The organism is Porphyrobacter sp. YT40 (assembly GCF_006542605.1).
In the GTDB taxonomy this organism is placed as follows: domain Bacteria; phylum Pseudomonadota; class Alphaproteobacteria; order Sphingomonadales; family Sphingomonadaceae; genus Erythrobacter.
This window is the reverse complement of record NZ_CP041222.1, coordinates 2,260,514-2,284,583: the sequence shown is the minus strand read 5'-3', so window position 1 is coordinate 2,284,583 and position 24,070 is coordinate 2,260,514. Positions and strand designations below refer to the sequence as shown.

The following is a 24,070-nucleotide window of genomic DNA, read 5'->3' as shown; positions in this document are numbered from 1 at the left end:
ACGCCCGCGCGGGTGCCCTTCGCGTGATCGCTACCTGGCATCCACCTTTCCGGGAGGGCGCTGCGCCTGCGGAGGAACTGCTGGTCAGCTTCAACCGTGGGCGTGCGGTGCGCGTGCTGGTGTGCCCGGCATGGTTCGACGAGGCCAACAAGCTGCGGCGCTTCACCATCGAAGTGATGCGGCGGCTGGATGCGGCCGGGATCGACAGCCTGCTGCCCGACCTTCCCGGTTGCAATGAAAGCCTCGCGCCGCTGGAAAATCAGACACTTGAGGGCTGGCGTTCAGACATGACGCGAGCCGCAGAGGCTTTGGGGGCGACTCACGTTCTGGCGATCCGTGCCGGGGCGTTGGTCGCGCCAACGGGCCTGCCGGGATGGCACTACGCGCCGCAATCGGGGCCCAGGCTGCTGCGCGGCATGATCCGTGCGCGCATCATCGCCGCCCGTGAGGAAGGGCTCGCCGAAACGAATGATGATCTGATGGCCGCAGGCCGCTCCGAGGGCCTGATGCTCGGCGGATGGCGCATCGGCGCGGAGATGTTTCGCGCGCTCGAGAATGCTGAACCCGTGCTCCATGACGCTCAGCGGACCATCGAGCAAAGCGCGCTCGGCGGCCCCGGCCTGTGGCTGCGCGCCGAGCCGGACGAAGACGCCGCTCAGGCCGACCGGCTGGCTGTTATCATCGGTGAAAATCTCGCGATGTCAGCCACATGACACGGCTTTCTCTCACCTTCGGCTGCGGCAGCCTCACGCTGGTCGGCACGCTCGACACGGCTCCTGCAAGCACCGGACTGCTGATCGTGAGTGGGGGCAACGAGATCCGCAGCGGAGCCTTTGGCGGGCAGGCCGAAATGGCGGCGCGGATCGCCCGTGCGGGTTTCCCGGTGTTCCGCTTCGACCGCCGCGGGATTGGCGACAGCGAGGGCGAGAACCGCGGCTTTCGCCACTCCGCCAAGGACATAGCCGCCGCTCTTGACGCCTTCCGCGCGATGGTGCCACAGCTGTCGCGCGTGATCGCTTTCGGCAATTGCGACGCGGCCTCGGCGCTGATGCTGGCGGGCGGCGCGGGGTGCGATGGGCTGGTGCTGTCCAACCCCTGGACGATCGAGCCGGGCGAGGGTGCCGGGGCGGACAATACCCCGCCCCCATCGGCCCTGCGCGCGCGCTATCGGGACAAGCTCGGCAACCCGCGCGAGGTCTTGCGCCTGCTCAGCGGCGGTGTGAACCTCGCCAAGCTGGGGCGCGGCGTGATCCATGCCCTGCGACCGCCGCCGCCGCCTTCGAGCCTCGCGCAGGAAATGGCCGCTGGCCTCGGGGGCTTTTCCGGCCCGGTGCGCATCCTGCTCGCCACCGCCGACCGGACAGCGCAGGTGTTCGCGGCCGGCTGGGACCCGACAGATCCGCGCATCTCTCGCTGCGAAGGCGCGGGCCATGCCTATGTCGAACCGCAACACCGCGACTGGCTGGAAGCTCAGATTTTGGCGAGCTTGCGCGCCTAACGCTCGAAATAGCTGGTCAATTCCACATGGGTCGACCAGCGGAACTGGCCGACCGGGCGCAGCTTTTTCAGCCGGAACCCGGCCTCGGTCAGCATCGCTGCATCGCGCGCCCAGCTTGCCGGGTTGCAGCTGACATAGACCACCCGTCCCAGCGTGCTGCGCGCGATCTCGGCGATCTGCGCGCGCGCCCCGGCACGCGGCGGATCGAGCAGCACGGCGGCAAGGCGGTTCAGCTCGTCGGCCTGAAGCGGCGCGCGAAACAGGTCGCGGTGCAGCGCCAGCACCTGCCCGCCGCTCATCGCCCCGGCGGTCTTGCAGGCGAGATGCGCCGCCTGCTCTGCTTCGACCGCGAGCACCTTGCGGCCGCTCTCGGCGCGCAGGCCAAAGGCAAAGGTGCCCAATCCGGCGAAAAGATCGGCGACGAGCCGAGCGCCCTCCAGCCATTCGGCCGCATCGGCGACCATCCGGGCTTCCGCATCGGCGGTCGCCTGAAGAAAAGCGCCGGGCGTCAGATTGACCGGCGCGCCGCCCAGCGTCACTGTCACCGGCTCGGGCTCCCAGATGGTCTCCGGGCCGTAGCCCTGATCGAAGGTAAGCCGCGCAAGCCCTTGTTCGCGCGCGAAATCGAGCGCCGCCTCGGTCGGCCCCAGCCCTTCGAGCGGGAAATGCGAAAAGCCTGCCTCGACCCCCTGATCGGCCAGCGTGAGGTCGATCCCGACCATCGCCTTGGGCCCATGCGCCGCGACGAAAGCGCGCAGCGGCGCGATCAGCGCGGTCAGCTTGGGGTGAAGCACTGGGCATTCGGCCAGATCGACCACCCGGTGCGACCCGCCCTCCCGGTAGCCCAGCACCGCGCCGCGTGCCGTCCGGAGGCCATGGAGCCCCGCGCGGCGGCGACTGTGCGGCGGCGAGAGGTGGACCGGCAGTACCTCTTCAGCCGTGATCCCCTGCCCGCTCGCGGCATTGAGCACACGGTCGCGAACGAAATCGGCCAGTGCCGCATCGTCGGCGTGTTGTAGTTGGCAGCCGCCGCACACCGCGAAATGGCGGCAAGCGGGGGCGACATGATGCGGCCCCGGCGTGATCGCACCCGCCTCGTCCACCAGATCGCCCGGCACGCCTCCTGCGACATGGTGGCCGGAGGCGGTCACGCCGTCACCTTTGGCGGCGATGCGAATTATGGGGTCTGCGGCGGTCACAATGCGGCCGCTAGCGCCTCTGACACAGCCTGTGCAAGCTCTTCGGGCGTGAAGGCCGCGCCGCACAGCCGCGCCGCTTGCCCATGCAGCCACACCGCCTCGCAGGCGGCGGCGAAGGGATCGCGCCCCGCCGCCATCCGACTGACGGCGATTCCGGCGAGCACATCGCCCGTTCCGGCCATCGACAGCCAGCTCGGTGCAGGCGGAGCGAGCGCGAGGCGGCCATCGGGTGCGGCGATTACGGTGTCGGGGCCCTTGGCGCAGATCACCATGCCACTTGCCCGCGCGAGAGCGAGCGCGCGGTTGCGGCGCCCCTCGGCCACCACGTTGAAGCTGCGGCAGAGCGTTTCGAGCTCGCCGTCATGCGGGGTTGCGAGTGTCGGGGCCTTGCGCTCCCACACCTCTGTGCCGAGCAGGCGGAGCCCATCGGCATCGATCACCAGCGGATGCGGGCTCGCGACCACCTGTGCGAGCCGGTGGCGCGCGGCGGCGTCGGTGCCGAGCCCCGGCCCCACCAGCACCGCGCCGATGCGTGTGTCGCCCAACGCCTCGGGCAATGGCTGCTCGCTCGCGGGGATGCTGGCAGGGAGATTTCCGGGACAGGTCTCCGCAAGCAGTTTCACATAACCCGCGCCGCCACGCTGCGCCGCGAGGCTGGCGAGCACCGCCGCGCCTGGCATCGTGCCCGCGACGATCGCGCAGAGCCCGCGGGTGTATTTGTGCGCGTCGGGCGCGGGCGGCACGAGGCGGGGCCTGCCAATCAGCCGCGCCGCGCCCTCCACTGCTCCAATACCGATCGGCACGAGCCGCATCTGCCCCATCAGCGCCCGGCCCGGCAGGCTCCAATGCGCCAACTTCCACGCGCCCAGCGCCAGCGTGAGGTCGAAACGCGGCAGGCGTTCGTTAAGAGCTGCGCCGCTGTCACTGGCGATGCCCGAGGGCACGTCGACCGCGACCTTGTAGCGGTGCCGCGCGGCCAGATCGCGCAATAGCAGCGCGTGCTCGGCGCAGAGCGGCCGGGTGAGCCCCGATCCGAACAGGCAATCGACGAAGACATCCCCGCCAGCGCCGCCTGCGGTGGCAACAGGGCCGTCCCAGCGCCGCTTGGCCTCCTTCGCCGCATCGGTCGCGGGGGCGAGCGGCGCGATGACGGTCACCGCATTGCCCGCCTTGCGCAAAAGCCGTGCGATAACATAACCATCGCCGCCGTTGTTGCCAGGGCCGCACAGTACCGCCACGCTGCGCCCGGCGGCGATGCGGCGGATCCATTCGCCCGCCCCGCCCGCTGCGGTCTCCATCAGCGCCGAGACGCTCACCCCCGCATCGAACAACGCCTGTTCGGCGGCGCGCATCTGGGCGGCGGTGAGAACCTGCGCGGCGGTCACTGCGCGGGGGCGGGGCCGCTATCGCCCTCTTTCAGCAGAGCAATTGGGAACCTGTATTTTTCGCCTTCGAACGCAAGAAGATACAAGCCATCGCCTTGCCATCGTTCTTCACTGACCACCTCCGCACCATCAGCGGGCCTGAGCCCCAGATCGCCGGACTCCTCGACCCGAACAAAGCGCCGGAAACCGCCATCGGGGTGATGAATCACGAAACGGTCGGTTGAGACGCGCTCGAGGACACAATCGGGCGATAGTTCGGCGCCGGCACCGATAGCGCAATCGACCGTGTCACCTGCCGGCGGCGGGCTGTCGGCAGCGCTGCAACCGGCCAGAGCCGCCACGAGGCCGATCGCGCTAGATATCCGCAAAGACATGGGTTTCCGCCTTTGCGCCGGGGTGGGTGAGCGCGCCGTAGCGGGCCTTGCCGACCGTCTGGCTGTAACGCCACAAGGCGCCCGACTGGTAATCATGCGCGCGCGGAGCCCAGGCCTTGCGGCGCTCGGCCAGCACGTCTTCGGCCACATGGAGATCGATCGTGCCCGCCTCGGCATCGATCGAGATGATGTCACCATCCTCGACCAGCGCGATCGGGCCGCCGTCCGCTGCCTCCGGGCCGACATGGCCGATGCAGAAGCCGCGCGTCGCGCCCGAGAACCGCCCGTCGGTGATCAGCGCGACCTTCTCGCCCATGCCCTGCCCGTAGAGCGCGGCGGTGGTGGAGAGCATCTCGCGCATTCCGGGGCCGCCCTTGGGGCCTTCGTAGCGGATCACGATGACGCTGCCCTCGCGGATCTGGCGCGCCTCGACGGCGGCGAAGCAATCCTCCTCGCAATCGAAAACCTGCGCGGGGCCGGTGAATTCAAGCCGCGCCATCCCGGCGACCTTCACGATCGCCCCGTCGGGCGCGAGGCTGCCCTTGAGGCCGACCACACCGCCCGTGGGGCTGAGCGGGGTCTTCACGTCATAGATCACCTTCTGATCGGGGTTCCAGGTGACCTGATCGATATTCTCGGCCAGCGTCTTGCCGGTCACGGTCATGCAGTCGCCGTAGAGCAGGCCGTTTTCCAGCATCGTCTTCATCAGCATATAGACCCCGCCCGCGTCATACATGTCCTTGGCGACATAGCGCCCGCCAGGTTGCAGGTCGGCGATATAGGGGGTGGTCTTGAAGATTTCGGCGACATCGAACAGGTCGAAGTCGATCCCGGCCTCGCTCGCCATCGCGGGCAGGTGCAACCCGGCATTGGTGGAGCCGCCAGTCGCCGCGACCACCCGCGCCGCGTTTTCAAAGGCTTCACGGGTGCAGATGTCACGCGGCCTGAGGTTCCGGGCGAGCAACTCCATCACCTGCTTGCCTGCTGCGGTCGCGATCTCGGCGCGGTTCTGGTAGGGCGCGGGAACCATGTTGCTGTTGGGCAGCGACAGCCCGATCGCCTCGCCCACGCAGGCCATCGTGTTGGCGGTATATTGCCCGCCGCACGCGCCGTGACCGGGGCAAGCGACCTTTTCAAGCGCGATCAGATCCTTGAGCGGGCAGTTCCCGGCGGCGTATTGCCCCACCGCCTCGAACACGTCCTTCACGGTCACGTCCTTGCCGCCATAGGTGCCGGGCAGGATCGAGCCGCCATAAACGAAGATCGACGGCACGTTCAGCCGCAGCATCGCCATCATTATGCCGGGAAGGCTCTTGTCGCAGCCTGCGAAGCCCACCAGCGCATCATAGCAATGGCCGCGCATCGAAAGTTCGATCGAATCCGCGATCACCTCGCGGCTGATCAGCGAGCTCTTCATGCCCTGATGGCCCATCGCGATGCCATCGGTCACGGTGATGGTGTTGAACCGGCGCGGGGTGCCGCCGCCTGCGATCACGCCATCGCGGCAGACATCGGCCTGCGCGTTGAGGGTGGTGTTGCACGGCGCGGAATCATTGCCCGCGCTGACCACGCCCACGAAAGGCGCGGCAATTTCCTCCTCGGTCATGCCCATCGCGTAGTAGTAGGAACGGTGCGGCGCGCGCTCCGGCCCGACCGAAACGTGGCGGCTGGGGAGCTTCGACTTGTCAAACTTTTGCGACATAAGATTTCTCGGTGAAGGCGTTTTGCGTAACGCCCCCTGCCTTCAGGCGAGCGCCGACGCAACCCTCTGCGCAATTTTTGCCAAGAGCGCGGCCCAGCGCGTGTGGTCTGCGCGGGTTCGGGTGAGATCCTGCCGAAGCTCGATGCCGAGATAGGGCCGGCTGTGCGTCTCGGCATGGCGGTTCATCGTGTAATTGAGATCGCGCCCCGAATAGGGGAGGTTGTCGCCGACATTCAGCCCCTCGGCTTCGAGCAGCGGGATGGCGATCCGGGCGGCGCGGTCATCGGCATTGTAGAGCACGCCCACCTGCCACGGACGCGGCTCGTCACGGCTGGCGAGGTGCGGGGTGAAGCTATGGAGCGAGAGGATCAGCGCCGGTTCGCTGGTGGCCAGCCATTCGGCGAGATCGGTGTGATAGGGGCGGTGGAAGCGGTCGAGGCGCCCTTCCCTGTCCGCGCCGACATTGCCGGGGATCGGATGGCCGTCGCTGGTCTCGGGGACAAGGCCGGGGGCAGTCTCCTCGCGATTGAAGTCGCACACGAGGCGGCTGACGGCGGCGATGTGGGCGGGGATGCCGTGTTCCCGCGCGAGGAGTTCGGCGATGGCTTCGGTGCCGATATCGAGGGCGATGTGTTCTTGCAGCAGGCGATCGGGGATGCCGAGGTCGATGTCTGCGGGGACGTGATTCGAGGCGTGGTCAGCGGTGCAGACGATGCCGCCGGGGGTCGGCGTGCCGAGTTGGCGGAAAGCTTCTGTACTCACATCAAACTCCGTTCGTGCTGAGCTTGTCGAAGCACTGCCTTTCTTGTCTCACGCGGGCCGCACGAAGAAAACGGCGGCCCTTCGACAAGCTCAGGGCGAGCGGACGGAGGGAAACTCACCGCAGCCGCCCCGCCATTGTCCACCAGCCGGACGGCATGGCCGCCGCCGCCGCATCGCGAGCCTCCGGGGTGTCGTAGAGCGCAAAGCACGTCGCGCCCGAACCGGACATGCGGGCGAGCCACGGGTTGGTGGCCTGGAGCGCTGCAAGCACCTCGGCGATCACCGCGCAGAGCGAAATGGCAGGGGCTTCGAGATCATTGCGCCCTTCCTTCGCGATCTTCGAGGCTGGGCCTTCGGGCAGCGCGCCGCGATCCTCGCCATCCCACGCCTTGAACACCGGCCCGGTCGATAGCGGCACGCGCGGGTTGACCAGCAGCACGGGGGTTCCGGCGAGGTCGTCCTGGACTTCGACCTGCTCCGTGCCGGTGCCGAGACCGATATGGGTGCGGCTCAGCACGCAGGCGGGCACATCCGCGCCGAGCTTGGCCGCGCGCGCCTGCCAGTCGTCGGGCAGGCCGTGAAGCGCCTCGACAATCCGAAACACCGCCCCCGCATCCGCCGACCCGCCACCAAGGCCAGCCGCGACCGGCAAGTTCTTCTCCAGCGTCACCGCGAGGCCCTGCGGACGCGGGAGGGCGGTGAGCGCGCGGGCAACCAGATTACCCCCTTCCCCGAGGGGAAGGGCCGGGGATGGGGATTCTACGGTCGATAGGGCAGAGCCCCCACCCCCAACCCCTCCCCCAAGGGAGGGGAGTGAGAGCACGCCGGAGAATTCGCCCACAATTCGCAGGCTGTCCTCAGCCGCAGGCGCGGCGCTCAGCAGATCGCCCGCATCGACGAAGGCGAACAGGGTCTCAAGCTCGTGATACCCATCCTCCCGGCGCCTGCGGACATGCAGCGCGAGATTGATCTTGGCGTAGGCGGTTTCGCGCATCACGTGTTCCGGTCGATCCGTTGGCCCACTGACCACTCGGCAGCATCCATGTCATGCACCGCGCCGGTCGCCGCCTCGACCGCATACCAGCCGAGCAGCACGCTGCCGCAGCCTTGCGGGTCGCGGCAGTAGGCATTGACGCGCAGGACGTAATAGCCGGGATTGTTGTCATCCTCTCCGCCATCGCAGCTTGCCATCTGCTCTGCGCGATAGGTCTTGTTGGCAGCCAGGACCGCCATGACACGGTTGCACGCTTGATCTTCAGAAGTGACCGGCCCAGCCGCTTCCGCCGCCGCGCAGGAGGCAAGGACAGCAGCCCCTGCCAGTGCGAGGTTGATCTTTGCGTATGCGACTTTCCCGATCACGGACGCGTCTTTGCAGCGATCCAGAAACTGGACAATGCAAGCAAACCAAGGGCAATTGTCCAACCAGTCACGAGCCATGCATCTTCAGGCTCTCGCCCGTAGTGCTCAACGCTTCCCGGCAACATGAGAAGGCTCGCTGCCATCCCCAAGACAGCTAGCGACCCAATGACTTGCAGGAATATCGAAACAAGCTTCATCACATATTCGGATAATTCGGCCCGCCGCCGCCTTCGGGCGTCACCCAGTTGATGTTCTGGTTGGGGTCCTTGATGTCGCAGGTCTTGCAGTGGACGCAGTTCTGGGAGTTGATCTGGAACTTGGGCTCGCCGGTCTTCTCGTCGATCAGCCATTCGTAGACCCCCGCGGGGCAGTAGCGCGCCGAGGGGCCGCCGTAGACACCGAGTTCGCTCACCTTCTGGAGTTCCCAGTCCTTCACCTGAAGGTGGCAGGGCTGGTCTTCGGCGTGGTTGGTGTAGCTGTAGGCGACGTTGGTGAGGCGGTCGAAGGTGATCACGCCATCGGGCTTGGGGTAGTCGATCTTCGGATACAGATCGGCACGGCCCGTCGCTTCGTAGTCGCGGTGGTGCTTCATGCTGATCGGCAGGCCGATCTTGAGCGTGCGCATCCACATGTCGATGCCCGCCAGCGCGGTTCCGATGTCGCCGCCATACTTGGCGACCGCCGGCTGGGCGTTCTGGACAAGCTTCAGCTCGTCCGCGATCCAGCTGGAGCGGACGGCCGCGTCATATTCCATCAGCTCGGTCTTTTCCTGACCCGCCGCAATCGCCGCCGCGATGCTCTCGGCCGCCAGCATCCCGCTCTTCATCGCGGTGTGGCTGCCCTTGATGCGCGGCACGTTGACGAAGCCTGCCGCGCAGCCGATCAGCGCCCCGCCGGGGAAGGCGAGCTTGGGCACGGACTGCCAGCCGCCCTCGTTGATCGCGCGCGCGCCGTAGGACACACGCTTGCCGCCTTCGAGATATTCGCGGATCGCCGGGTGCTGCTTCCAGCGCTGGAATTCCTGATAGGGCGAGACCCAGGGGTTCTTGTAATCGAGCGCGGTCACGAAGCCCAAGGCCACCTGACCGTTCGCCTGATGGTAGAGGAAGCCCCCGCCCCAGCTTTCGCTTTCGGTCAGCGGCCAGCCCTGCGTGTGGATCACGCGGCCCGGCTTGTGCTTCTTGGGGTCGATGTCCCACAATTCCTTGATGCCGAGGCCATAGACCTGTGGCTGGCAGTTCGCTTCGAGGTCGAAGCGCTTCTTCAGCTGCTTGGTGAGGTTGCCGCGCGCACCCTCGGCGAAAAGGGTGTACTTGGCGTGGATCTCCATGCCGGGCTGATAGTCGCCCTTGTGCGAGCCATCGGCCGCCACGCCCATGTCCTGCGTGATGACGCCCGCGACCGCGCCGCTTTCATCGAACATGACTTCGGCGGCGGGGAAGCCCGGGAACACCATCACGCCCAGCCCCTCGGCCTGCTCGGCCAGCCAGCGCGCGAGATTGCCGAGGCTGCCGGTGTAGCAGCCCTTGTTGCTCATCAGCGGCGGCATGATCGCGTGCGGCATCGAGGACTTGCCGGTCTTGGAGAGCACCCAGTGCCAGTTGTCGGTTACCGGGGTCTGCGCCATCGGGCAGCCCATGTCGCGCCATTCGGGCAGGAGCTCGTCGAGCGACTTGGGATCGACCACCGCACCCGAAAGGATATGCGCGCCGATTTCCGAACCCTTTTCGAGCACGATCACTTCAAGCTCGGCGTTGATCTGCTTGAGCTTGATGGCAGCGGCCAGACCCGCCACCCCGCCGCCGACGATCACGACATCGCAAGGCATTGATTCACGTTCGCTCATGGGACTTTCCTGATCCTCGACAGTTTTGGGCGCGCTCGCCGCACATTCCGGCGAATTGGCTATGGCTTGCACTTGCTAACTGGGGTTCCCCCCGTCAAGACCCAGCATTATCAGCATGACCCGCCCTGAACTCTCTCTGGCACGCGATTTCGAAGCGGCGCTCGCCTGGTGGCGGGACGCCGGGGTCGACTGTGACTTTGTCGATGACGCTACGGCGTGGTTGGCCGATGCCGCCCCGCAAGAGGGCAATGATGCAGGCGCGGGACGGCCTGCCGCCGACGCAGCGCGCACCGCACCGCCGGGCGCACCCGGCGCGGCCAATGTCCCCCCAGCGCCCGCCGCTGCTGCCAGCCCTGCCGTTTTGCGCCGCGACCTTCTCGGCGATTCGCCGCCGCAGAGCCTCATGGAATTCCGCGACTGGTGGCTTGCCAGCCCCGCGCTTGAAACGGCCCGCGCCTTTCCCCGGATCGCGCCGCGCGGCGCCTGCGAACCGGCGCTGATGGTACTGGTACCCCAGCCCGAAGAGAGCGACCGCGACACTCTGCTGAGCGGGCCACAGGGGCGGCTGCTCGCCAATATTCTCGTCGCGATGGGGCTTGCCGAGGACGCGGTGTATATCGCATCCGCGCTCCCCAGCCATACGCCGATGGCCGATCTGGCGATGATCGCGGCAAGCGGGATGGATGCGGTCACCGCGCATCACATCGCGCTGGTGAAGCCCGCGCGGCTGGTCGCCTTCGGCACCGGCCTTGCGCCGATGCTGTTCGGAGCGGGCGAACAGCCTTTACGTGAAATCAACCATGCCGGGGGCAAGATCCCGGTCATGTCGAGCGAAACGCTCGATTCCCTGATGGATATGCCCCGGCTCAAGGCCCGGTTCTGGCGGAGATGGATGGAATGGTCGGCCTCACACTGAAGCGCCCGGGCGTGGCGTTGGCGGCAATGGTGCTGGCGGCGATCGGCCTCCACGCGCCCGCAGCCGCGCAATCGGGCGATCTGGTGGCGCGCTGGAACGGCGCGACCCCTGCCGAGGGCGCGGTGGACGCGGTGCTCTCCCCCGATGAGCGCGCCGCCTATCGCCAGCTTTTCGCCGCGATCGACGCCGAGCAGTGGGACATGGTCGAAAGTCTCATCGCCCAGCGTCCGGGCGGCGTGCTCACGCAGGCGGCGCTGGCGGAGTATTACACCCACGCCAACAGCCCCAAGATCGCGCCCGAGCAGATCGCCGCTTGGTTCAACGCCGGTACCGATCTGCCGCAGGCCGAACAGTTGGCGCGGATGGGAGCCAAGCGCGGGGTGACCCAACTGCCTCCCCTGCCCGCCGCGCAAGGCATGGCGCGTCAGCCCTATGCCCCCAAGCGCATCCTGCCGCGCAGCGTCACCGACGGAACCATGCCGGGCGCCACCGCAAGCGCGATCCTCGAGGCGATCAAGGGCGACAATCCCGCCGAGGCCCAGCGCCTGCTGGCCGAGGTTGATTTTTTCCTCTCCCCCGAAGCACGCGCCGAGTGGCGGCAGCGGGTGGCGTGGAGCCACTACATCGAGAACAACGACACCGCCGCGCTTGAACTTGCGCGCACCGTCGCCGAGGGCAGCGGGCCGTGGGTGGCCGAGGGCGCGTGGGTCGAAGGGCTGTCGGCCTGGCGGCTGGGCCATTGCTCGCTCGCGGCCGACGCCTTCGTGAGGGCGGCGGGAAGCGCCGAGAATGTCGAGCTCGCCGCGGCGGGCCATTACTGGGCGCACCGTTCGCTGGTGCGGTGCCGCGAGCCCGGGCAGGCGCAGCAACACCTCAGCGCCGCCGCGCAATATGACGAGACGCTCTACGGAATGCTCGCCGCCGATCAGCTGGGCGTGGAGCTGCCCGCCGATGCCGCGCCGCAGCCGTTCAGCAGGGATGACTGGGCCACACTCGCCCAGCGCCCCAATGTGCGCGTCGCCGTGGCGCTGACCGAGATCGGGCGGCCCGGTCTTGCCGACGAAGTCCTGCGCCACGAAGCGCAGATCGGCCCCGCCTATCAATATGCCGCGCTCGCCCGGCTGGCGCGCGAACTCGGGATGCCCTCGACCCAGCTGTTCATGGCGCACAACGCCCCTTACGGCACCAGCAGCGATCGGAGCTTGCGCTTCCCGGTTGCGCATTGGCAGCCGGTGGGCGGCTGGCAGGTCGATCCGGCGCTCGCCTTCGCCCACGCGCTGCAGGAATCGAACTTCCGCGCCACTGCGGTCAGCCCGGCCAATGCACGCGGGTTGATGCAGATCATGCCCGGCACCGCGCGCGATCATTCCTTCCGGCTGAGCCTCGGCGCGTCCTACGAGGATCTCAACGATCCGCAGGTCAACCTCGCCTATGGCCAGCGCCATCTGGAGATGCTGCGCGACAACCCCGCCACCGGCGGCGCGCTGCCCAAGATCATGGCCGCCTACAACGCCGGGCTCACCCCGGTGGGGCGCTGGAATTACGAGATCAACGACCAGAACGATCCGCTGCTGTGGATGGAGTCCATCCCCTATTGGGAAACGCGCGGCTATGTCGCGATCGTGATGCGCAATTACTGGATGTACGAACGCGCTGCGGGCGTCACCTCGCCCAGCCGCCGCGCATTGGCGCAAGGGCGCTGGCCGGAATTCCCGCGCGCTGCTACCACCCGCTCGGCCCGGTTGGAGCCGTAAGCGGGAGAGACGCAGCGTGGCGATTGACGAAAGCCGGATCTTCAAGCCGATCAACATCGCCGTTCTGACCGTCTCGGACACCCGCACGGCGGAGAACGATACCTCGGGCGATATTCTTGCGGGCCGCGTCACGGGCGCGGGGCACCATCTGGCGGCGCGCATGATCGTGAGGGACGATGCCGCCCTGCTCGCTGCGCATTTCGAGGCATGGATCGATGATCCCGCGATCGACGCGGTGGTCAGCACCGGGGGCACCGGCCTGACCGGGCGTGATGTGACACCCGAGGCACTCGCCATGATCGAAGGCGCGCGCGAGATCCCCGGTTTTGGCGAGCTGTTCCGCTGGCTCAGCTTCAAGACCATCGGCACCAGCACCATCCAGTCGCGCGCCTGCGCGGTGGTGGCGCGCGGCACCTATATCTTCGCGCTCCCCGGATCGAACGGCGCGGTGAAGGACGGGTGGGACGGGATTCTCGCCGAGCAACTCGACAGCCGCAACCGGCCGTGCAATTTCGTCGAACTGATGCCGCGCCTCAAGGAGGTCTGACCGCCGACGGGGCTTGCGGATCACCGCAATGTTCCGTAAATGTTCCACGTGAAACATTCTCCGGTCAAAGGACGCGGCGCGCAATCGGGGGCGGTCTCCACCCGCTTCGGTCTGGCGGAGCGCGAGGTCGATGGCGACTGGCGCGATCATGTCGCCACGCTTGATGGCCCCCCGGTCAAGCTGCGCACCACGGTGACCGAGGAACGCCCGAAGTCGATCCTCACCTTCAACCAGTCACCCGATGTGCCCTTCGACCGCTCGATCAATGCCTATCGCGGCTGCGAGCATGGCTGCGTCTATTGCTTTGCGCGTCCCACCCACGCCTATCACGACCTCTCGCCCGGCCTCGACTTCGAGACGAAGCTCTTCGCCAAGCCCGAAGCAGCGGCGCTGCTGCGCAAGACCCTCGCGAAGAAGGGCTACAGCCCCAAACCCATCGCGCTCGGCACCAACACCGATCCCTATCAGCCGATCGAGCGCACCTACCGCATCACTCGCCAGATCCTCGAAGTCTGCCTCGAGACGCGCCACCCGGTCACCATCACCACCAAGTCCGACCGGGTGCTGGACGATGCCGATCTGCTGGCAGAGCTGGCGCGCGCCGATCTGGTAGCGGTGTCGATCTCGGTGACGAGCCTCGATCCGGTGCTGTCGAGCAAGCTCGAACCGCGCTGCGCTGCCCCGGCGAAGCGATTGGCGGCATTGGGCACGCTGGTGGAACGCGGCGTGCCGGTGCATTGCTCGCTCTCGCCCGTCATCCCCGCGATCACCGACGAATTCATCGAAGGCATAATTGCCCGCGTGGCGGAACTGGGGGTCGGGAGCGTCGGCTGGATCCCGCTGCGCCTCCCCCACGAAGTCGCCCCGCTGTTCCGCGAGTGGCTCGCGGTCCACTATCCCGACCGCGCGGGCAAGGTGATGAGCATCGTGCGCGAGATGAGGGGCGGGCGCGACAATGATCCGAACTTTCACAGCCGCATGAACCCGCAAGGCGTATGGGCCGATCTGATCCGCGCGCGGTTTCGCGTGGCCTGCCGCAAGGCGGGGATCGAAAAGGCGCGCTTCGTGCTCGACACCGCGCAATTCCGCCCGCCGGAAAGCGATAGGCAGATGCGGCTTCTTTGATTATGTCCGCCACTGACGGGCAAGACTCACAGGGGGAAGACACAATGCGTTGGACGGGAATTCTGGCCGCGGCGGCGCTCGCCACGGGCGGGCTGGCAAGCACCGCGCAGGCACAGGGCAGCGAGACGATCGAGGTCTTCACCCGCGCCGATCTCGAACGCGCGCTGACCAATCTCAACGCCACCTTCGAGCCGCAGGAAGAATACCGCAATCTCGACATCACCTTCGAAGGCTCGATCCTGGCCGATGCCCTGCTGCTCGCCTGCGAGGACGAGGAGACGGAGAAGAACTGCTACGGCACCTCGATCCTCGCCACCTTCGAAAATCCCGAAGGCGCGACCCGCGAGACCATTCTCGAAGCGGTCAACACCTACAATTACAACGAGAATTTCGGCCGCGCCTATATCGACAGCGAAGGCACGATCTCGGTGCGGTTCTACATCATCTCGGACGGCGGGATCACGCGCCAGAATTACGAGACGCAGATCGGCCTGTGGACAAGCTCGCTGAACAACTTCTTCGGCTACCTCTATCCGGAAGCGGAGACCGAGGCTGCGACGGACTCGTGATTGTCCGGGCGGGGTACTGGCACTCGTGCAGTGGCAAATCGAGGTTTGAGCTAGATTGCTTGCGGTTCCGGGCACCGGAGGTGGGCGGGCGTTGCGGTTGATTTGAACCGACTTTATCATTCGGAAAACGTTCACGTATTCTCGGCAGAATACGGTAATGGAAAACAAAATTTTCGGAAGCCTCATAGCTTTCGCGGCTATCGTTGCCCTTCAGCTGGTCCACGCCCGGCTCTACCGTCCTGCACAGATCGACTCTTCGGGTTGGTACTGGCTCCGACCGGGTTTCATCCATTACTTCACACTGATCGGATGCGCTGCCTTCGCGGGGTTCATGTGGTGGGTGTATCTGTTCATCGGATCGGCCCGCCCAGACGCAGCCACTCAGGAAGTGGCAATGCTGCTTCTCGCCGTCGCGATGACCGCAGGAGCCACCTATGTGTGGTTCGCCTGCTTCTTGCGTCGCTATGCCTGGGCCGAAGACACCTTCAAGATCCATCTATTCAATTTTGAAAAGACTTATGATTTTTCCAAACTCGCCAATATCGAACTCAAGCATAATGGGCAGACCGTCGTACTCAGGTTTTCCGACGGAAAGCGCATTTCATTCTCGGCGGACATGCACGGAGCAGGCGATCTCGCCGACCATATCGACCGGAAGATCTTCTAGCCAAACCCCCCGCCAACCTCACCCGGCGCAAACCGCATCAACCGGCTATCCACCAGCGCCGCCGTGCGGTTCACCACAGCCTTCTGATATTCCGCATCTTTGATCATCGCGAAGAACGCACCCGCGTTAGGGTATTGTGCGATGAAGCCGTCGTGCCAGTGCTTGTCCCCCGGCCCGGTCACCATCGTCTCGAACCGCCCGCGCCAGACGATGCTGCCGCCGACGCGCTGGAAGATTGGGGCGCTGGTCTTGCCATATTCCTCGTAGGCGCGCCGCCCGCTCCAGCCCTTGCCCGCGTGTTCGTGTCCCTCGGGATACTCCGCCAGATCGCGGTAGCGCAGCAGGTTGAGCATGTGGATCGGCGTATCGCGCGGCAGATCCTTGAACGCCGCGAAGTTCTGTGGCGATGGGTCGATGTAGAACTTAGCCATTGTGCCATCCCTCTCCCGTCAGGTCGCATTGCATGTAGACCGTATCGAGCCTGCGCCCGAACTTGAAGCCGACATTGCGCATCCGCCCCGCATGGACAAACCCGCACTTGCCGTGCAGCGTAACCGAGGCGGGCTCGCCCCCACCGATCACCGCGATCATCTGCTCGAACCCGAAAGCGCGCGCCGCCGCGACCAGTTCGCCCAGCAGCAGCGCCCCGATCCCCTGCCCCCGCGCATGGTCGGCAATGTAGATCGAATTCTCGCAGGTGCGCGCATAGGCCGCGCGTGGGCGGAACTGCGTGGCGTAGGCATAGCCGATCACCTCCCCGCCCTGATAAGCCACGAGGAACGGCCAGCCCCGCGAGGTCACGTCGGCAATCTTGACCGCCCACTCAGTCGCGCTCGGCCCCGCGCTGTCGAATGAGGCGGTGCCGTGGGCGACGTGGTAATCGTAGATCGCAGCGATGGCCTGCGCATCACCCTCGCGCGCAGGCCGGATGCTCACCTCAGCCAAGCGTGTAGTTCGCAAAGCGATCGCGCAGGTCTTTCTTGCTGATCTTGCCAGTGGCGGTGTGTGGGATGTCGTCGACGAATTCGACGGCGTCGGGCAGCCACCACTTGGCGATCTGCGGCTTGAGGTGCTCGATGATGTCATCCGCGCTGACTTCGGCCCCGGCCTTTTTCACCACGAACAGCACCGGGCGCTCGTCCCACTTGGGGTGGTGGATGCCGATGCAGGCCGCCTCGGCCACACCCGGATGGCCGCAGGCGGCGTTTTCGAGCTCGACCGAGCTGATCCACTCGCCGCCCGATTTGATCACGTCCTTGGTGCGATCGGTCAGTTGCAGCGTGCCATCGGGGTGGAGGATGCCGACATCGCCGGTGTCGAACCAGCCATCATTGCCGACCGCATCCTGCTCCGCCTTGAAGTAGCGTTTGATGATCCACGGCCCCCGGATCTGGAGCGCGCCGCTGGTCTTGCCATCGCGCGGCAGCTCGGTGGTCATGTCGTCGAGATCGACCGTGCGCAGCTGCACCCCGAAGATCGGACGGCCCTGCATCGCGGTCTTCTCGACCTTCTGTTCGAGCGTGAGGCTGTCCCAGTCCCAGGTCGGCCCGCCGACCGTGCCGATGGGGGAGGTTTCGGTCATCCCCCAGGCGTGCTGGACGCGGGTGCCGTTCTTCATCAGCCGCTCGATCATGAACTTGGGCGCCGCCGAGCCGCCGATCGTGGCGGCCTTGAGCGGGGGCAGATCGAGGCCGTTGGCGTCGCAATACTGGAAATGCGCGAGCCACACGGTCGGCACGCCAGCCGAATCGGTCACGCCTTCACGCAGCATCAGATCGTGTAGCACAGCCGGGTCGTTGACCGCCGAGAACACGAACTTGATCCCCGCCATCGCGCCAGCATAGGGCAGGCCCCAGCTCGCCGCGTGGAACATCGGCACCACCGGCAGCATCACCGAGGCGCTGGAGAAGTTGAACGCCGCCGGCTGCAGCCCGGCCATCGCGTGCAGGATGGTCGAGCGGTGTTCGTATTGCACGCCTTTGGGATTGCCCGTGGTGCCGCTGGTGTAGCAGATCATGCAGGGGTCGCTCTCCGCGCCCGTTACCCATTCGAAATCGCCGTCTTCCGCGCCAATCCAGTCCTCGAAGGCCGGGGCGTGTTCGCCGGAATCGTAGCAGATGTAGTGTTCGACCGTGGGCCAGCGGCTCTTCATCCGGTCGACGATCGGCTGGAACGCCGCGTCATAGCACAGCACCCGGTCTTCGGCGTGGGTGACGATATATTCGAGCTGATCGTCGAACAGGCGCGGGTTCACCGTGTGGAGCACCCCGCCCATGCCCGCGACGCCATACCAGCTGACGAGGTGGCGCGAATGGTTCATCGCAAGGCTCGCGACCTTGTCGCCGGGCTTCAGGCCAAGCCGCTGGAGCGCCTGCGCCATCTTGAGCGCATCGCGGCGGATGCCGGCCCAATCGGTCCGCGTCTCGCTGCCGTCGGCCCAGCGGCTGACGATCTCGCGTCCGCCCGCCTCGCGCGCGGCGTGATCGATCACCGCGGTGACCCGCATCGTCCAGTCCTGCATGGCTCCAAGCCTTGATCCGGCCATTGTCGTCTCTCTCCCAGTGGCGGCGCGCAGGTTTGCGCTGTTGTCGATTTATGGACCAATCATTGCCCTTGAATGCCCCCCAAGGCAATCGGTTCGCCGTTTCTCCGCAACGTTCCAGCGCAGGCGTGAAACATTATGAGGCGAAGAGTCTTTCGCCCGGGACACCAACCACAAGCGTCACGCAACTGGCGCATGGCCGTTCCTGTCATCGGGACAGCGGCCAATCTAAGGGAACGTAAAATGAAATCGACCTCTCTCCTTCTTGCAACTGCGGCAATGACCGTCGCCGCCCCGGCGTTTGCGCGTGAAGGCCAGCCCTATATCGGCATCAACGGCGGCGTTATTCTGGAAGACCAGGTCGACGTCGATTCCGACACCGACCCCTCCACCAACCTCGCCTTTGCCGACACCAAGACCGGTGTGGATGCCGACATCGTGTTCGGTTACGACTTCGGTGCCTTCCGCCTCGAAGCCGAAGGCGGCTACAAGCAGGCGGGCTACGACGGCCTGACCGTGCTGAGCTCCGCCATTCTTCCCGGCGACCTGACCGTTCCTTCGGGCACGGTCGTGCAGAACGAGCGCGATCTCAAGATCTACAGCGGCATGATCAATGCGCTGGTCGAATTCGGCAATGACGACGGCTTTCAGGTCTTCGGCGGCGGCGGCGTCGGTGTCGCCAATATCGATCTTCCGGTGGAGGTCGCCGGTGTCGGCACGATTGTCGACGACAGCGCGACCGATTTTGCCTGGCAGTTGCTCGCCGGTGCCCGCGTCGCGCTGAGCGACAATGTCGATCTCGGCGTGAAGTATCGCTACTTCGTCGCCAACAACTTCGGCTTCGAAGCGGCCAACGGCGCCCGGTTCGAAACCGACTTCGATTCGCACTCGGTCCTCGCCAGCCTGACCTACAATTTCGGCGGTCGTCAGGAGCCCGCACCCGCTCCGGCCCCCGCCCCGGCTCCGGCCTACACCCCGCCGCCGCCGCCGCCGGTCGTGGCTGCTCCCCCGCCGCCGCCGGCTCCGGTCTGCAACTCGGGTCCGTTCATCGTGTTCTTCGACTTCGACCAATCGGACATCACCCCGGCGGCTGCGAACATCCTCAACAGCGCCGCGACCGCCTATGCCAATTGCGGCACGGCGCGCGTGATGCTGGCCGGTCACACCGACAAGGCCGGTAGCGCCGCCTACAACGTTGGTCTTGCCGAGCGTCGCAATGCCTCGGTCAGCTCCTACCTCGCCAGCCGCGGCGTGCCGGCTGCGCGCATCAGCAGCGAAGCTTTCGGCGAAACCATGCCGAAGGTGCCGACCGCCGACGGCGTGCGCGAAGCGCAGAACCGCCGCGTGGAAGTGACCTACGGTCCGGGTTCGGGCATGTAAGCCACTGGTTCCAAGGAACACGAGGAAAGGGGCCGGAGCGATCCGGCCCCTTTTTTGTGTTCGGCTTTGGTGGTGTCAGGCGACCAGCCGCAGATTGCTGCGTTTCTTGAGCGGCACCAGCGAAACGCGTTCAATGCCATCGACCGCCGCGAGCCGTTCTGCCAACTCGCCCGTCAGCACGAAATTGCGTCCGAGCCGCATTTCGACTTCGCCCCCTTCGGCAAGCGTCAGGCGGACGACCACTTCCCCCGATCCCGTGGGTCGCTCCCCGCGCGCCGCCTCAAGCTCGATCTGGAGTTCGCGCAGGGCCTCGAGATGGGCGATATCGGCGGTCAGCTCCATCGCCGTCGTGCCGACGACCGCCGCCAGCGGCCGCGCGCCGCGCACCGTGAGGCGCGGAGGTTCATCGGGGCTCGGACTGTCAAGCTCGACGGTCAGCAGCAGGCACTCGCCCGCCGCCGCCCAGCGTTCGAAATCTGGCACCAGCGCTTCCTCGAAACAGGCGGCGGAAAACTGCCCCGAGGAATCGGAGAAATCCGCCCGCACGAAGGTGCCGCCCTTGCGGGTGCGCGCCTTGGTAATGCTCTCGACCAGCACCGCCATGACCGCCGATCCGCGCCCGCCCACCGGCGCGCCTGCTTCCATCAGGCTCTGATAGGTGCGCGCGCCGTTGGCACTAGCGGCCTCGCGATATTGCGCGACGGGGTGCGCGGAGAAGTAGAAGCCGAAATTCTCGCGCTCCTTGGCCATGCGGTCGGTGCGGCTCCACGGCTCGCAGGGTTGCAGGCGCAGGTCTTCGGCGGGGCCGGCATCGCCGCCGAACAGGCCCGCCTGCCCGCTGGACCGCTCCCGGATCGCCGCATCGGCGACCGCCATCAGCAAATCGGCATTGGCAAACAGCAGCGCTCGGTCGGGTTCGAGGCCATCGAAAGCACCCGCGCAGATCAGGCCTTCCAGCTGGCGGCGGTTCATCGTCCCCTGCGGCACCCGCTCGAACAAATCTTTCAGGCTTGCGAAGGGCCCGTTGGCCTCACGCTCCGCGACGATCGCCTCCATCGCCTTCTCGCCGACATTGCGGATACCTGCGAGGGCATAGCGCACCGCGTAGCCCGTGTCGGTCTGCTCGACGGTGAATTCGGCCTCCGAGGCATTGATGCAGGGCGGCAGCACCTCCACCCCGCCCTGCCCGTTGGGATAGCGGCGCGCGTCGTCGACGAAGACGTTCAATTTCTCCGACTGGTGCATATCGAAGCACATCGAGGCGGCGTAGAATTCCTCCGGGTAATGCGCCTTCAGCCAGCCGGTCTGATAGGCGAGCAGCGCATAGGCGGCGGCGTGCGACTTGTTGAAGCCGTAGCCGGCAAACTTGTCGATCAAGTCGAACAATTCGTTGGCACGCTTCGCTTCGATATCGGAGACCTTTTTGCAGCCCTCGACAAAGCGCCCGCGCTGCGCATCCATCTCGGCCTGCACCTTCTTGCCCATCGCACGGCGCAGCAGGTCCGCGTCGCCAAGCGAGTAACCGGCGAGCACCTGCGCGGCCTGCATCACCTGTTCTTGGTAGACGAAGATGCCGTAGGTCTCGGCAAGGATGCCTTCGAGCTTGGGGTGCGGGTATTCGATCGGCACCTGCCCAGCCTTGCGCTGACCGAACAGCGGGATGTTGTCCATCGGGCCGGGGCGGTAGAGCGAGACCAGCGCGATGATGTCGCCGAAATTAGTCGGCTTTACCGCCTTCAGCGTGCGGCGCATCCCTTCGGATTCTAGCTGGAACACGCCGACGGTGTTACCCGCCTGCATCAGGCTGTAGACCGCCTGATCGTCGAGCGGCAGCGCGCCGAGGTCGATCGTGATCCCGCGCTTCTCCAGCAGGTCGACCGCCTTCCTCAGCACCGACAGGGTTTTCAACCCGAGGAAGTCGAACTTCACCAGCCCGCTCGATTCGACATATTTCATGTCGAACTGCGTCACCGGCATATCCGAACGCGGATCGCGGTAGAGCGGCACCAGCTGCGCGAGCGGACGGTCGCCGATTACCACGCCCGCCGCGTGGGTCGAGGAATTGCGCGGCAGGCCTTCGAGCTGCATCGCCAGATCGACGAGGCGCTTCACCTCCTTGTTGTCATCATATTCGCGCCGGAAGTCAGCCGCGCCATTGAGCGCGCGCGGCAGCGGCCAGGGGTCGGTTGGATGGTTGGGCACCATCTTGCACAGCCGGTCGACCTGCCCGTAGCTCATCTGAAGGATGCGCCCGCAATCGCGCAGCACCGCACGCGCCTTCAGCTTGCCGAAGGTGATGATCTGGGCGACGTGATCGCCGCCATATTTGCGCTGGACGTAGCGGATCACCTCGCCCCGGCGGGTTTCGCAGAAGTCGATATCGAAGTCGGGCATCGACACGCGTTCGGGGTTGAGGAAGCGTTCGAACAGCAGGCCCAGCTTGATCGGATCGAGATCGGTGATGGTCAGCGCCCAGGCCACCGCCGAGCCTGCCCCGGACCCGCGCCCGGGCCCCACCGGAATGCCGTTGTCCTTGGCCCACTTGATGAAGTCGGCAACGATCAGGAAGTATCCGGGAAAGCCCATCTTCACGATGACGTCGATCTCGAATTCGAGGCGGTCGAAATAGACCTTGCGCTCCTCCTCGGTGAGATCGGGATAGGCCGCGAGCCGCGCCTCGAGACCGCTGCGCGAATCCTCCGCCAGCATTCGTGCCTCGCCCGCAAGATCGCCCGCAAGACTGGGCAGGATCGGCTTGCGATAAGGCGGCGCAAAGGCGCAGCGTTGCGCGATGACGAGGGTGTTGGCGGTCGCCTCGGGAAGATCGGCGAAGGCCTCCTCCATCATCGCCGCCGATTTGACGAAGGCCTGCGGGTTGGAGCGCGGGCGCTCGTCCGCGTCGATCTGGGTCGAGTTTGCAATGCACAGCATGGCGTCATGCGCCTTGTGCATATGCGGCTCCGCGAAGTTGGCCGGGTTGGTCGCGACCAGCGGAAGGTCGCGCGCATAGGCCAAGTCGATCAGCGCATCTTCGGCGCGTTCGCACACGGGATCGCCGTTGCGCGCCAGCTCGATATAGAGCCGCCCGGGGAACAGCGCCGCAAGACTGTCCGCCAGCCGCTCGGCCGCCTCGTGCTGGCCTTCCGCCAAAAGCCGCGTCAGCCCGCCCTCGCCCGCGCCGGTCAGCGCGATCAGCCCCTCGGTGCGGCCTTCGAGATCGGCGAGCGTGACATGCGGATCGCGCTCAAGCGGACGGTCGAGATGCGCGCGGCTGACGAGGTGGCAGAGATTATCGTAACCCGCATCGTCCTGCGCAAACAGCGCGACGTAATCGACGGTGCTGCGCGCCTCGTCCCGCGCCACGCCGAGCAGCGAGCCAATGATCGGCTGCACGCCCTCACCCTTGCAGGCGGCGGCGAAGGCCATGATGCCATATAGGCCGTTGCGGTCGCAGATCGCGATCGCGGGATAGCCGCGCTCCTTCGCCAGCTTGGCGATGTCCTTCGGATCGATCGCCCCTTCGAGCATCGAGTAGGACGAAAGCACGCGCAGCGGAACGAAGGGAGCGAAAGCCATGGCGCCCAATGTAGGATTTTGCGCTGATTCCGGAAGCGTCCCGTTGCGCTAATTCTCCACAGGTGCGGGATAAGTCACAGCAGCTTTTCGATGTCCTTGGCGATGCTTTCCGGCTTGTCGGTCGGGGCGTAGCGTTTCACCACGCGCCCCTGGCGGTCGATCAGGAACTTGGTGAAGTTCCACTTGACCGCCGTGGTGCCCATCAGGCCCTTCTTTTCCGACTTCATCCAGTCGTAGAGCGGTGAGGCATCCGGGCCATTCACCTCGATCTTGGCCATCAGCGGGAAGGTAACGCCGAAATTGACCTTGCAGAACTGGTCGATTTCCTCGGCATTGCCCGGTTCCTGCGCGCCGAACTGGTTGCAGGGGAAGCCTAGCACCTCGAAACCCTTGTCCTTGTAGGACTGGTAGAGCTTCTCCAGCCCGTCATACTGGGGCGTGAAGCCGCATTTGCTGGCTGTGTTCACCACCAGCAGCACGGTGCCGAGCTTGTCCTTGAGATCGAGCGGCTGCCCCTTGTTGGTGGTGACGGTGAAATCGGCAATCGTGGTCATGGGGTCTCCGCCCGGCTAATCGTGTCAATTGCCGCCTTGTGCGGGGAAATCGGGGTGGCTGGCAAGCGCCATTGCTTCATCGGCGGTGTAGGTGCGGTCGCCCGCCTTGCGGATCTCGTAGCCGCCGCGCTCATCCTCGGCCATGCTTGCGATGTGGCGGATCATCTCGGCAAAGCTGCCGCGCATCAGGGTCGCGGAGCCTTCTCCGGAAGAAACGATCGAAGCACGGTCCTCCCACGCCTGTTCGCCCGAACGCAGGGTGTCGCCGTTGAAGGTGCTGGGATGGTCGGTCATTGGGAAAATCTCCTTTGCCTT

General features: G+C 66.0%; 23 protein-coding genes. 9 read left to right on the top strand and 14 right to left on the bottom strand.

The features are described from left to right. Nucleotides 1–23: 23 nt before the first annotated feature. Nucleotides 24–713, top strand: a complete 690-nt coding sequence (locus E2E27_RS10705) for an alpha/beta hydrolase family protein (protein ID WP_141459025.1) — start codon at nt 24–26, stop codon at nt 711–713. Then, a complete protein-coding gene (locus E2E27_RS10700; protein WP_141459023.1) occupies nt 710–1,498 on the top strand; it encodes a hydrolase 1, exosortase A system-associated in 789 nt (262 codons plus the stop codon). Before E2E27_RS10705 ends, E2E27_RS10700 begins: the two co-directional genes overlap by 4 nt. Here E2E27_RS10700 and E2E27_RS10695 read toward each other — a convergent pair. From E2E27_RS10695 to E2E27_RS10660, 8 genes are all read right to left on the bottom strand, one after another. Continuing rightward, nucleotides 1,495–2,697 (bottom strand): class I SAM-dependent RNA methyltransferase, encoded by a 1,203-nt coding sequence (locus E2E27_RS10695; RefSeq protein ID WP_141459021.1) that lies wholly within the window; start codon nt 2,695–2,697, stop codon nt 1,495–1,497. The genes E2E27_RS10700 and E2E27_RS10695 overlap by 4 nt on opposite strands. After that, nucleotides 2,694–4,082: an NAD(P)H-hydrate dehydratase gene (locus tag E2E27_RS10690; RefSeq protein ID WP_141459019.1), complete on the bottom strand. Its 1,389-nt coding sequence runs from the start codon at nt 4,080–4,082 to the stop codon at nt 2,694–2,696. Before E2E27_RS10690 ends, E2E27_RS10695 begins: the two co-directional genes overlap by 4 nt. Then, the gene (locus tag E2E27_RS10685) at nt 4,079–4,423 is read right to left on the bottom strand and encodes a hypothetical protein (RefSeq protein WP_141459017.1); all 345 of its coding nucleotides are present in this window, start codon (nt 4,421–4,423) and stop codon (nt 4,079–4,081) included. The genes E2E27_RS10690 and E2E27_RS10685 overlap by 4 nt, the downstream gene beginning before the upstream one ends. Nucleotides 4,424–4,436: 13 nt before the next feature. Further along, nucleotides 4,437–6,158 (bottom strand): dihydroxy-acid dehydratase, encoded by a 1,722-nt coding sequence (gene ilvD / locus E2E27_RS10680; protein ID WP_141459015.1) that lies wholly within the window; start codon nt 6,156–6,158, stop codon nt 4,437–4,439. A gap of 42 nt (nt 6,159–6,200) precedes the next feature. Next, the gene (locus tag E2E27_RS10675; protein WP_141459013.1) at nt 6,201–6,920 is read right to left on the bottom strand and encodes an N-formylglutamate amidohydrolase; all 720 of its coding nucleotides are present in this window, start codon (nt 6,918–6,920) and stop codon (nt 6,201–6,203) included. 115 nt (nt 6,921–7,035) lie between these two features. Continuing rightward, nucleotides 7,036–7,914 carry a 4-(cytidine 5'-diphospho)-2-C-methyl-D-erythritol kinase gene (locus E2E27_RS10670; protein WP_141459011.1) on the bottom strand — a complete coding sequence of 293 codons (879 nt, stop codon included), beginning with the start codon at nt 7,912–7,914 and terminating at the stop codon, nt 7,036–7,038. Further along, nucleotides 7,914–8,357 (bottom strand): hypothetical protein, encoded by a 444-nt coding sequence (locus tag E2E27_RS10665; protein WP_181443413.1) that lies wholly within the window; start codon nt 8,355–8,357, stop codon nt 7,914–7,916. Before E2E27_RS10665 ends, E2E27_RS10670 begins: the two co-directional genes overlap by 1 nt. Before the next feature lie 118 nt (nt 8,358–8,475). Next, complete coding sequence (locus E2E27_RS10660; protein WP_141459007.1) at nt 8,476–10,125, bottom strand: electron transfer flavoprotein-ubiquinone oxidoreductase; 1,650 nt, start codon at nt 10,123–10,125, stop codon at nt 8,476–8,478. Between the two features lie 115 nt (nt 10,126–10,240). Here E2E27_RS10660 and E2E27_RS18725 point away from each other — a divergent pair, with 115 nt between their 5' ends. The 6 genes from E2E27_RS18725 to E2E27_RS10625 all read left to right on the top strand — a co-directional run bounded on the left by E2E27_RS18725 (nt 10,241) and on the right by E2E27_RS10625 (nt 15,703). Beyond that, the gene (locus E2E27_RS18725; RefSeq protein WP_181443412.1) at nt 10,241–11,041 is read left to right on the top strand and encodes a uracil-DNA glycosylase family protein; all 801 of its coding nucleotides are present in this window, start codon (nt 10,241–10,243) and stop codon (nt 11,039–11,041) included. Beyond that, nucleotides 11,023–12,795, top strand: coding sequence for a lytic transglycosylase domain-containing protein (locus tag E2E27_RS10645; protein WP_234036022.1), 1,773 nt, complete (start codon nt 11,023–11,025; stop codon nt 12,793–12,795). The genes E2E27_RS18725 and E2E27_RS10645 overlap by 19 nt, the downstream gene beginning before the upstream one ends. A 16-nt stretch (nt 12,796–12,811) precedes the next feature. Next, on the top strand, nt 12,812–13,342 hold the full coding sequence (gene moaB, locus E2E27_RS10640; RefSeq protein ID WP_141459002.1) for a molybdenum cofactor biosynthesis protein B: 531 nt from the start codon (nt 12,812–12,814) through the stop codon (nt 13,340–13,342). A 39-nt stretch (nt 13,343–13,381) separates the two neighbouring features. Further along, the gene (locus E2E27_RS10635; protein ID WP_141459000.1) at nt 13,382–14,467 is read left to right on the top strand and encodes a PA0069 family radical SAM protein; all 1,086 of its coding nucleotides are present in this window, start codon (nt 13,382–13,384) and stop codon (nt 14,465–14,467) included. A gap of 44 nt (nt 14,468–14,511) precedes the next feature. Further along, a complete protein-coding gene (locus tag E2E27_RS10630; protein WP_181443411.1) occupies nt 14,512–15,036 on the top strand; it encodes a YbjN domain-containing protein in 525 nt (174 codons plus the stop codon). A gap of 157 nt (nt 15,037–15,193) precedes the next feature. Further along, entirely contained in the window at nt 15,194–15,703 is a 510-nt protein-coding gene (locus tag E2E27_RS10625; protein WP_141458996.1) for a hypothetical protein, read from the top strand. On the opposite strand, the gene E2E27_RS10620 is transcribed toward E2E27_RS10625, so the two are convergent. Genes E2E27_RS10620 through E2E27_RS19025 form a run of 3 tightly spaced genes read right to left on the bottom strand, consistent with a single transcriptional unit; the run spans nt 15,700 to nt 18,224 of the window. Then, on the bottom strand, nt 15,700–16,134 hold the full coding sequence (locus E2E27_RS10620; protein WP_141458994.1) for a DUF1330 domain-containing protein: 435 nt from the start codon (nt 16,132–16,134) through the stop codon (nt 15,700–15,702). The two genes, E2E27_RS10625 and E2E27_RS10620, sit on opposite strands and share 4 nt — an antisense overlap. Beyond that, entirely contained in the window at nt 16,127–16,648 is a 522-nt protein-coding gene (locus E2E27_RS10615; RefSeq protein ID WP_234036021.1) for a GNAT family N-acetyltransferase, read from the bottom strand. Before E2E27_RS10615 ends, E2E27_RS10620 begins: the two co-directional genes overlap by 8 nt. Beyond that, the gene (locus E2E27_RS19025; protein WP_234036020.1) at nt 16,641–18,224 is read right to left on the bottom strand and encodes a long-chain fatty acid--CoA ligase; all 1,584 of its coding nucleotides are present in this window, start codon (nt 18,222–18,224) and stop codon (nt 16,641–16,643) included. Before E2E27_RS19025 ends, E2E27_RS10615 begins: the two co-directional genes overlap by 8 nt. A gap of 300 nt (nt 18,225–18,524) precedes the next feature. Here E2E27_RS19025 and E2E27_RS10605 point away from each other — a divergent pair, with 300 nt between their 5' ends. Then, a complete protein-coding gene (locus E2E27_RS10605) occupies nt 18,525–19,625 on the top strand; it encodes an OmpA family protein (protein ID WP_234036019.1) in 1,101 nt (366 codons plus the stop codon). A gap of 75 nt (nt 19,626–19,700) precedes the next feature. On the opposite strand, the gene dnaE is transcribed toward E2E27_RS10605, so the two are convergent. The 3 genes from dnaE to E2E27_RS10590 form a co-directional block, all read right to left on the bottom strand. Continuing rightward, nucleotides 19,701–23,201 carry a DNA polymerase III subunit alpha gene (gene dnaE, locus E2E27_RS10600; RefSeq protein ID WP_141458986.1) on the bottom strand — a complete coding sequence of 1,167 codons (3,501 nt, stop codon included), beginning with the start codon at nt 23,199–23,201 and terminating at the stop codon, nt 19,701–19,703. 74 nt (nt 23,202–23,275) lie between these two features. Further along, complete coding sequence (locus E2E27_RS10595) at nt 23,276–23,755, bottom strand: glutathione peroxidase (RefSeq protein WP_141458984.1); 480 nt, start codon at nt 23,753–23,755, stop codon at nt 23,276–23,278. A 24-nt stretch (nt 23,756–23,779) separates the two neighbouring features. Then, complete coding sequence (locus tag E2E27_RS10590) at nt 23,780–24,049, bottom strand: hypothetical protein (protein WP_141458982.1); 270 nt, start codon at nt 24,047–24,049, stop codon at nt 23,780–23,782. Nucleotides 24,050–24,070: the final 21 nt, after the last annotated feature.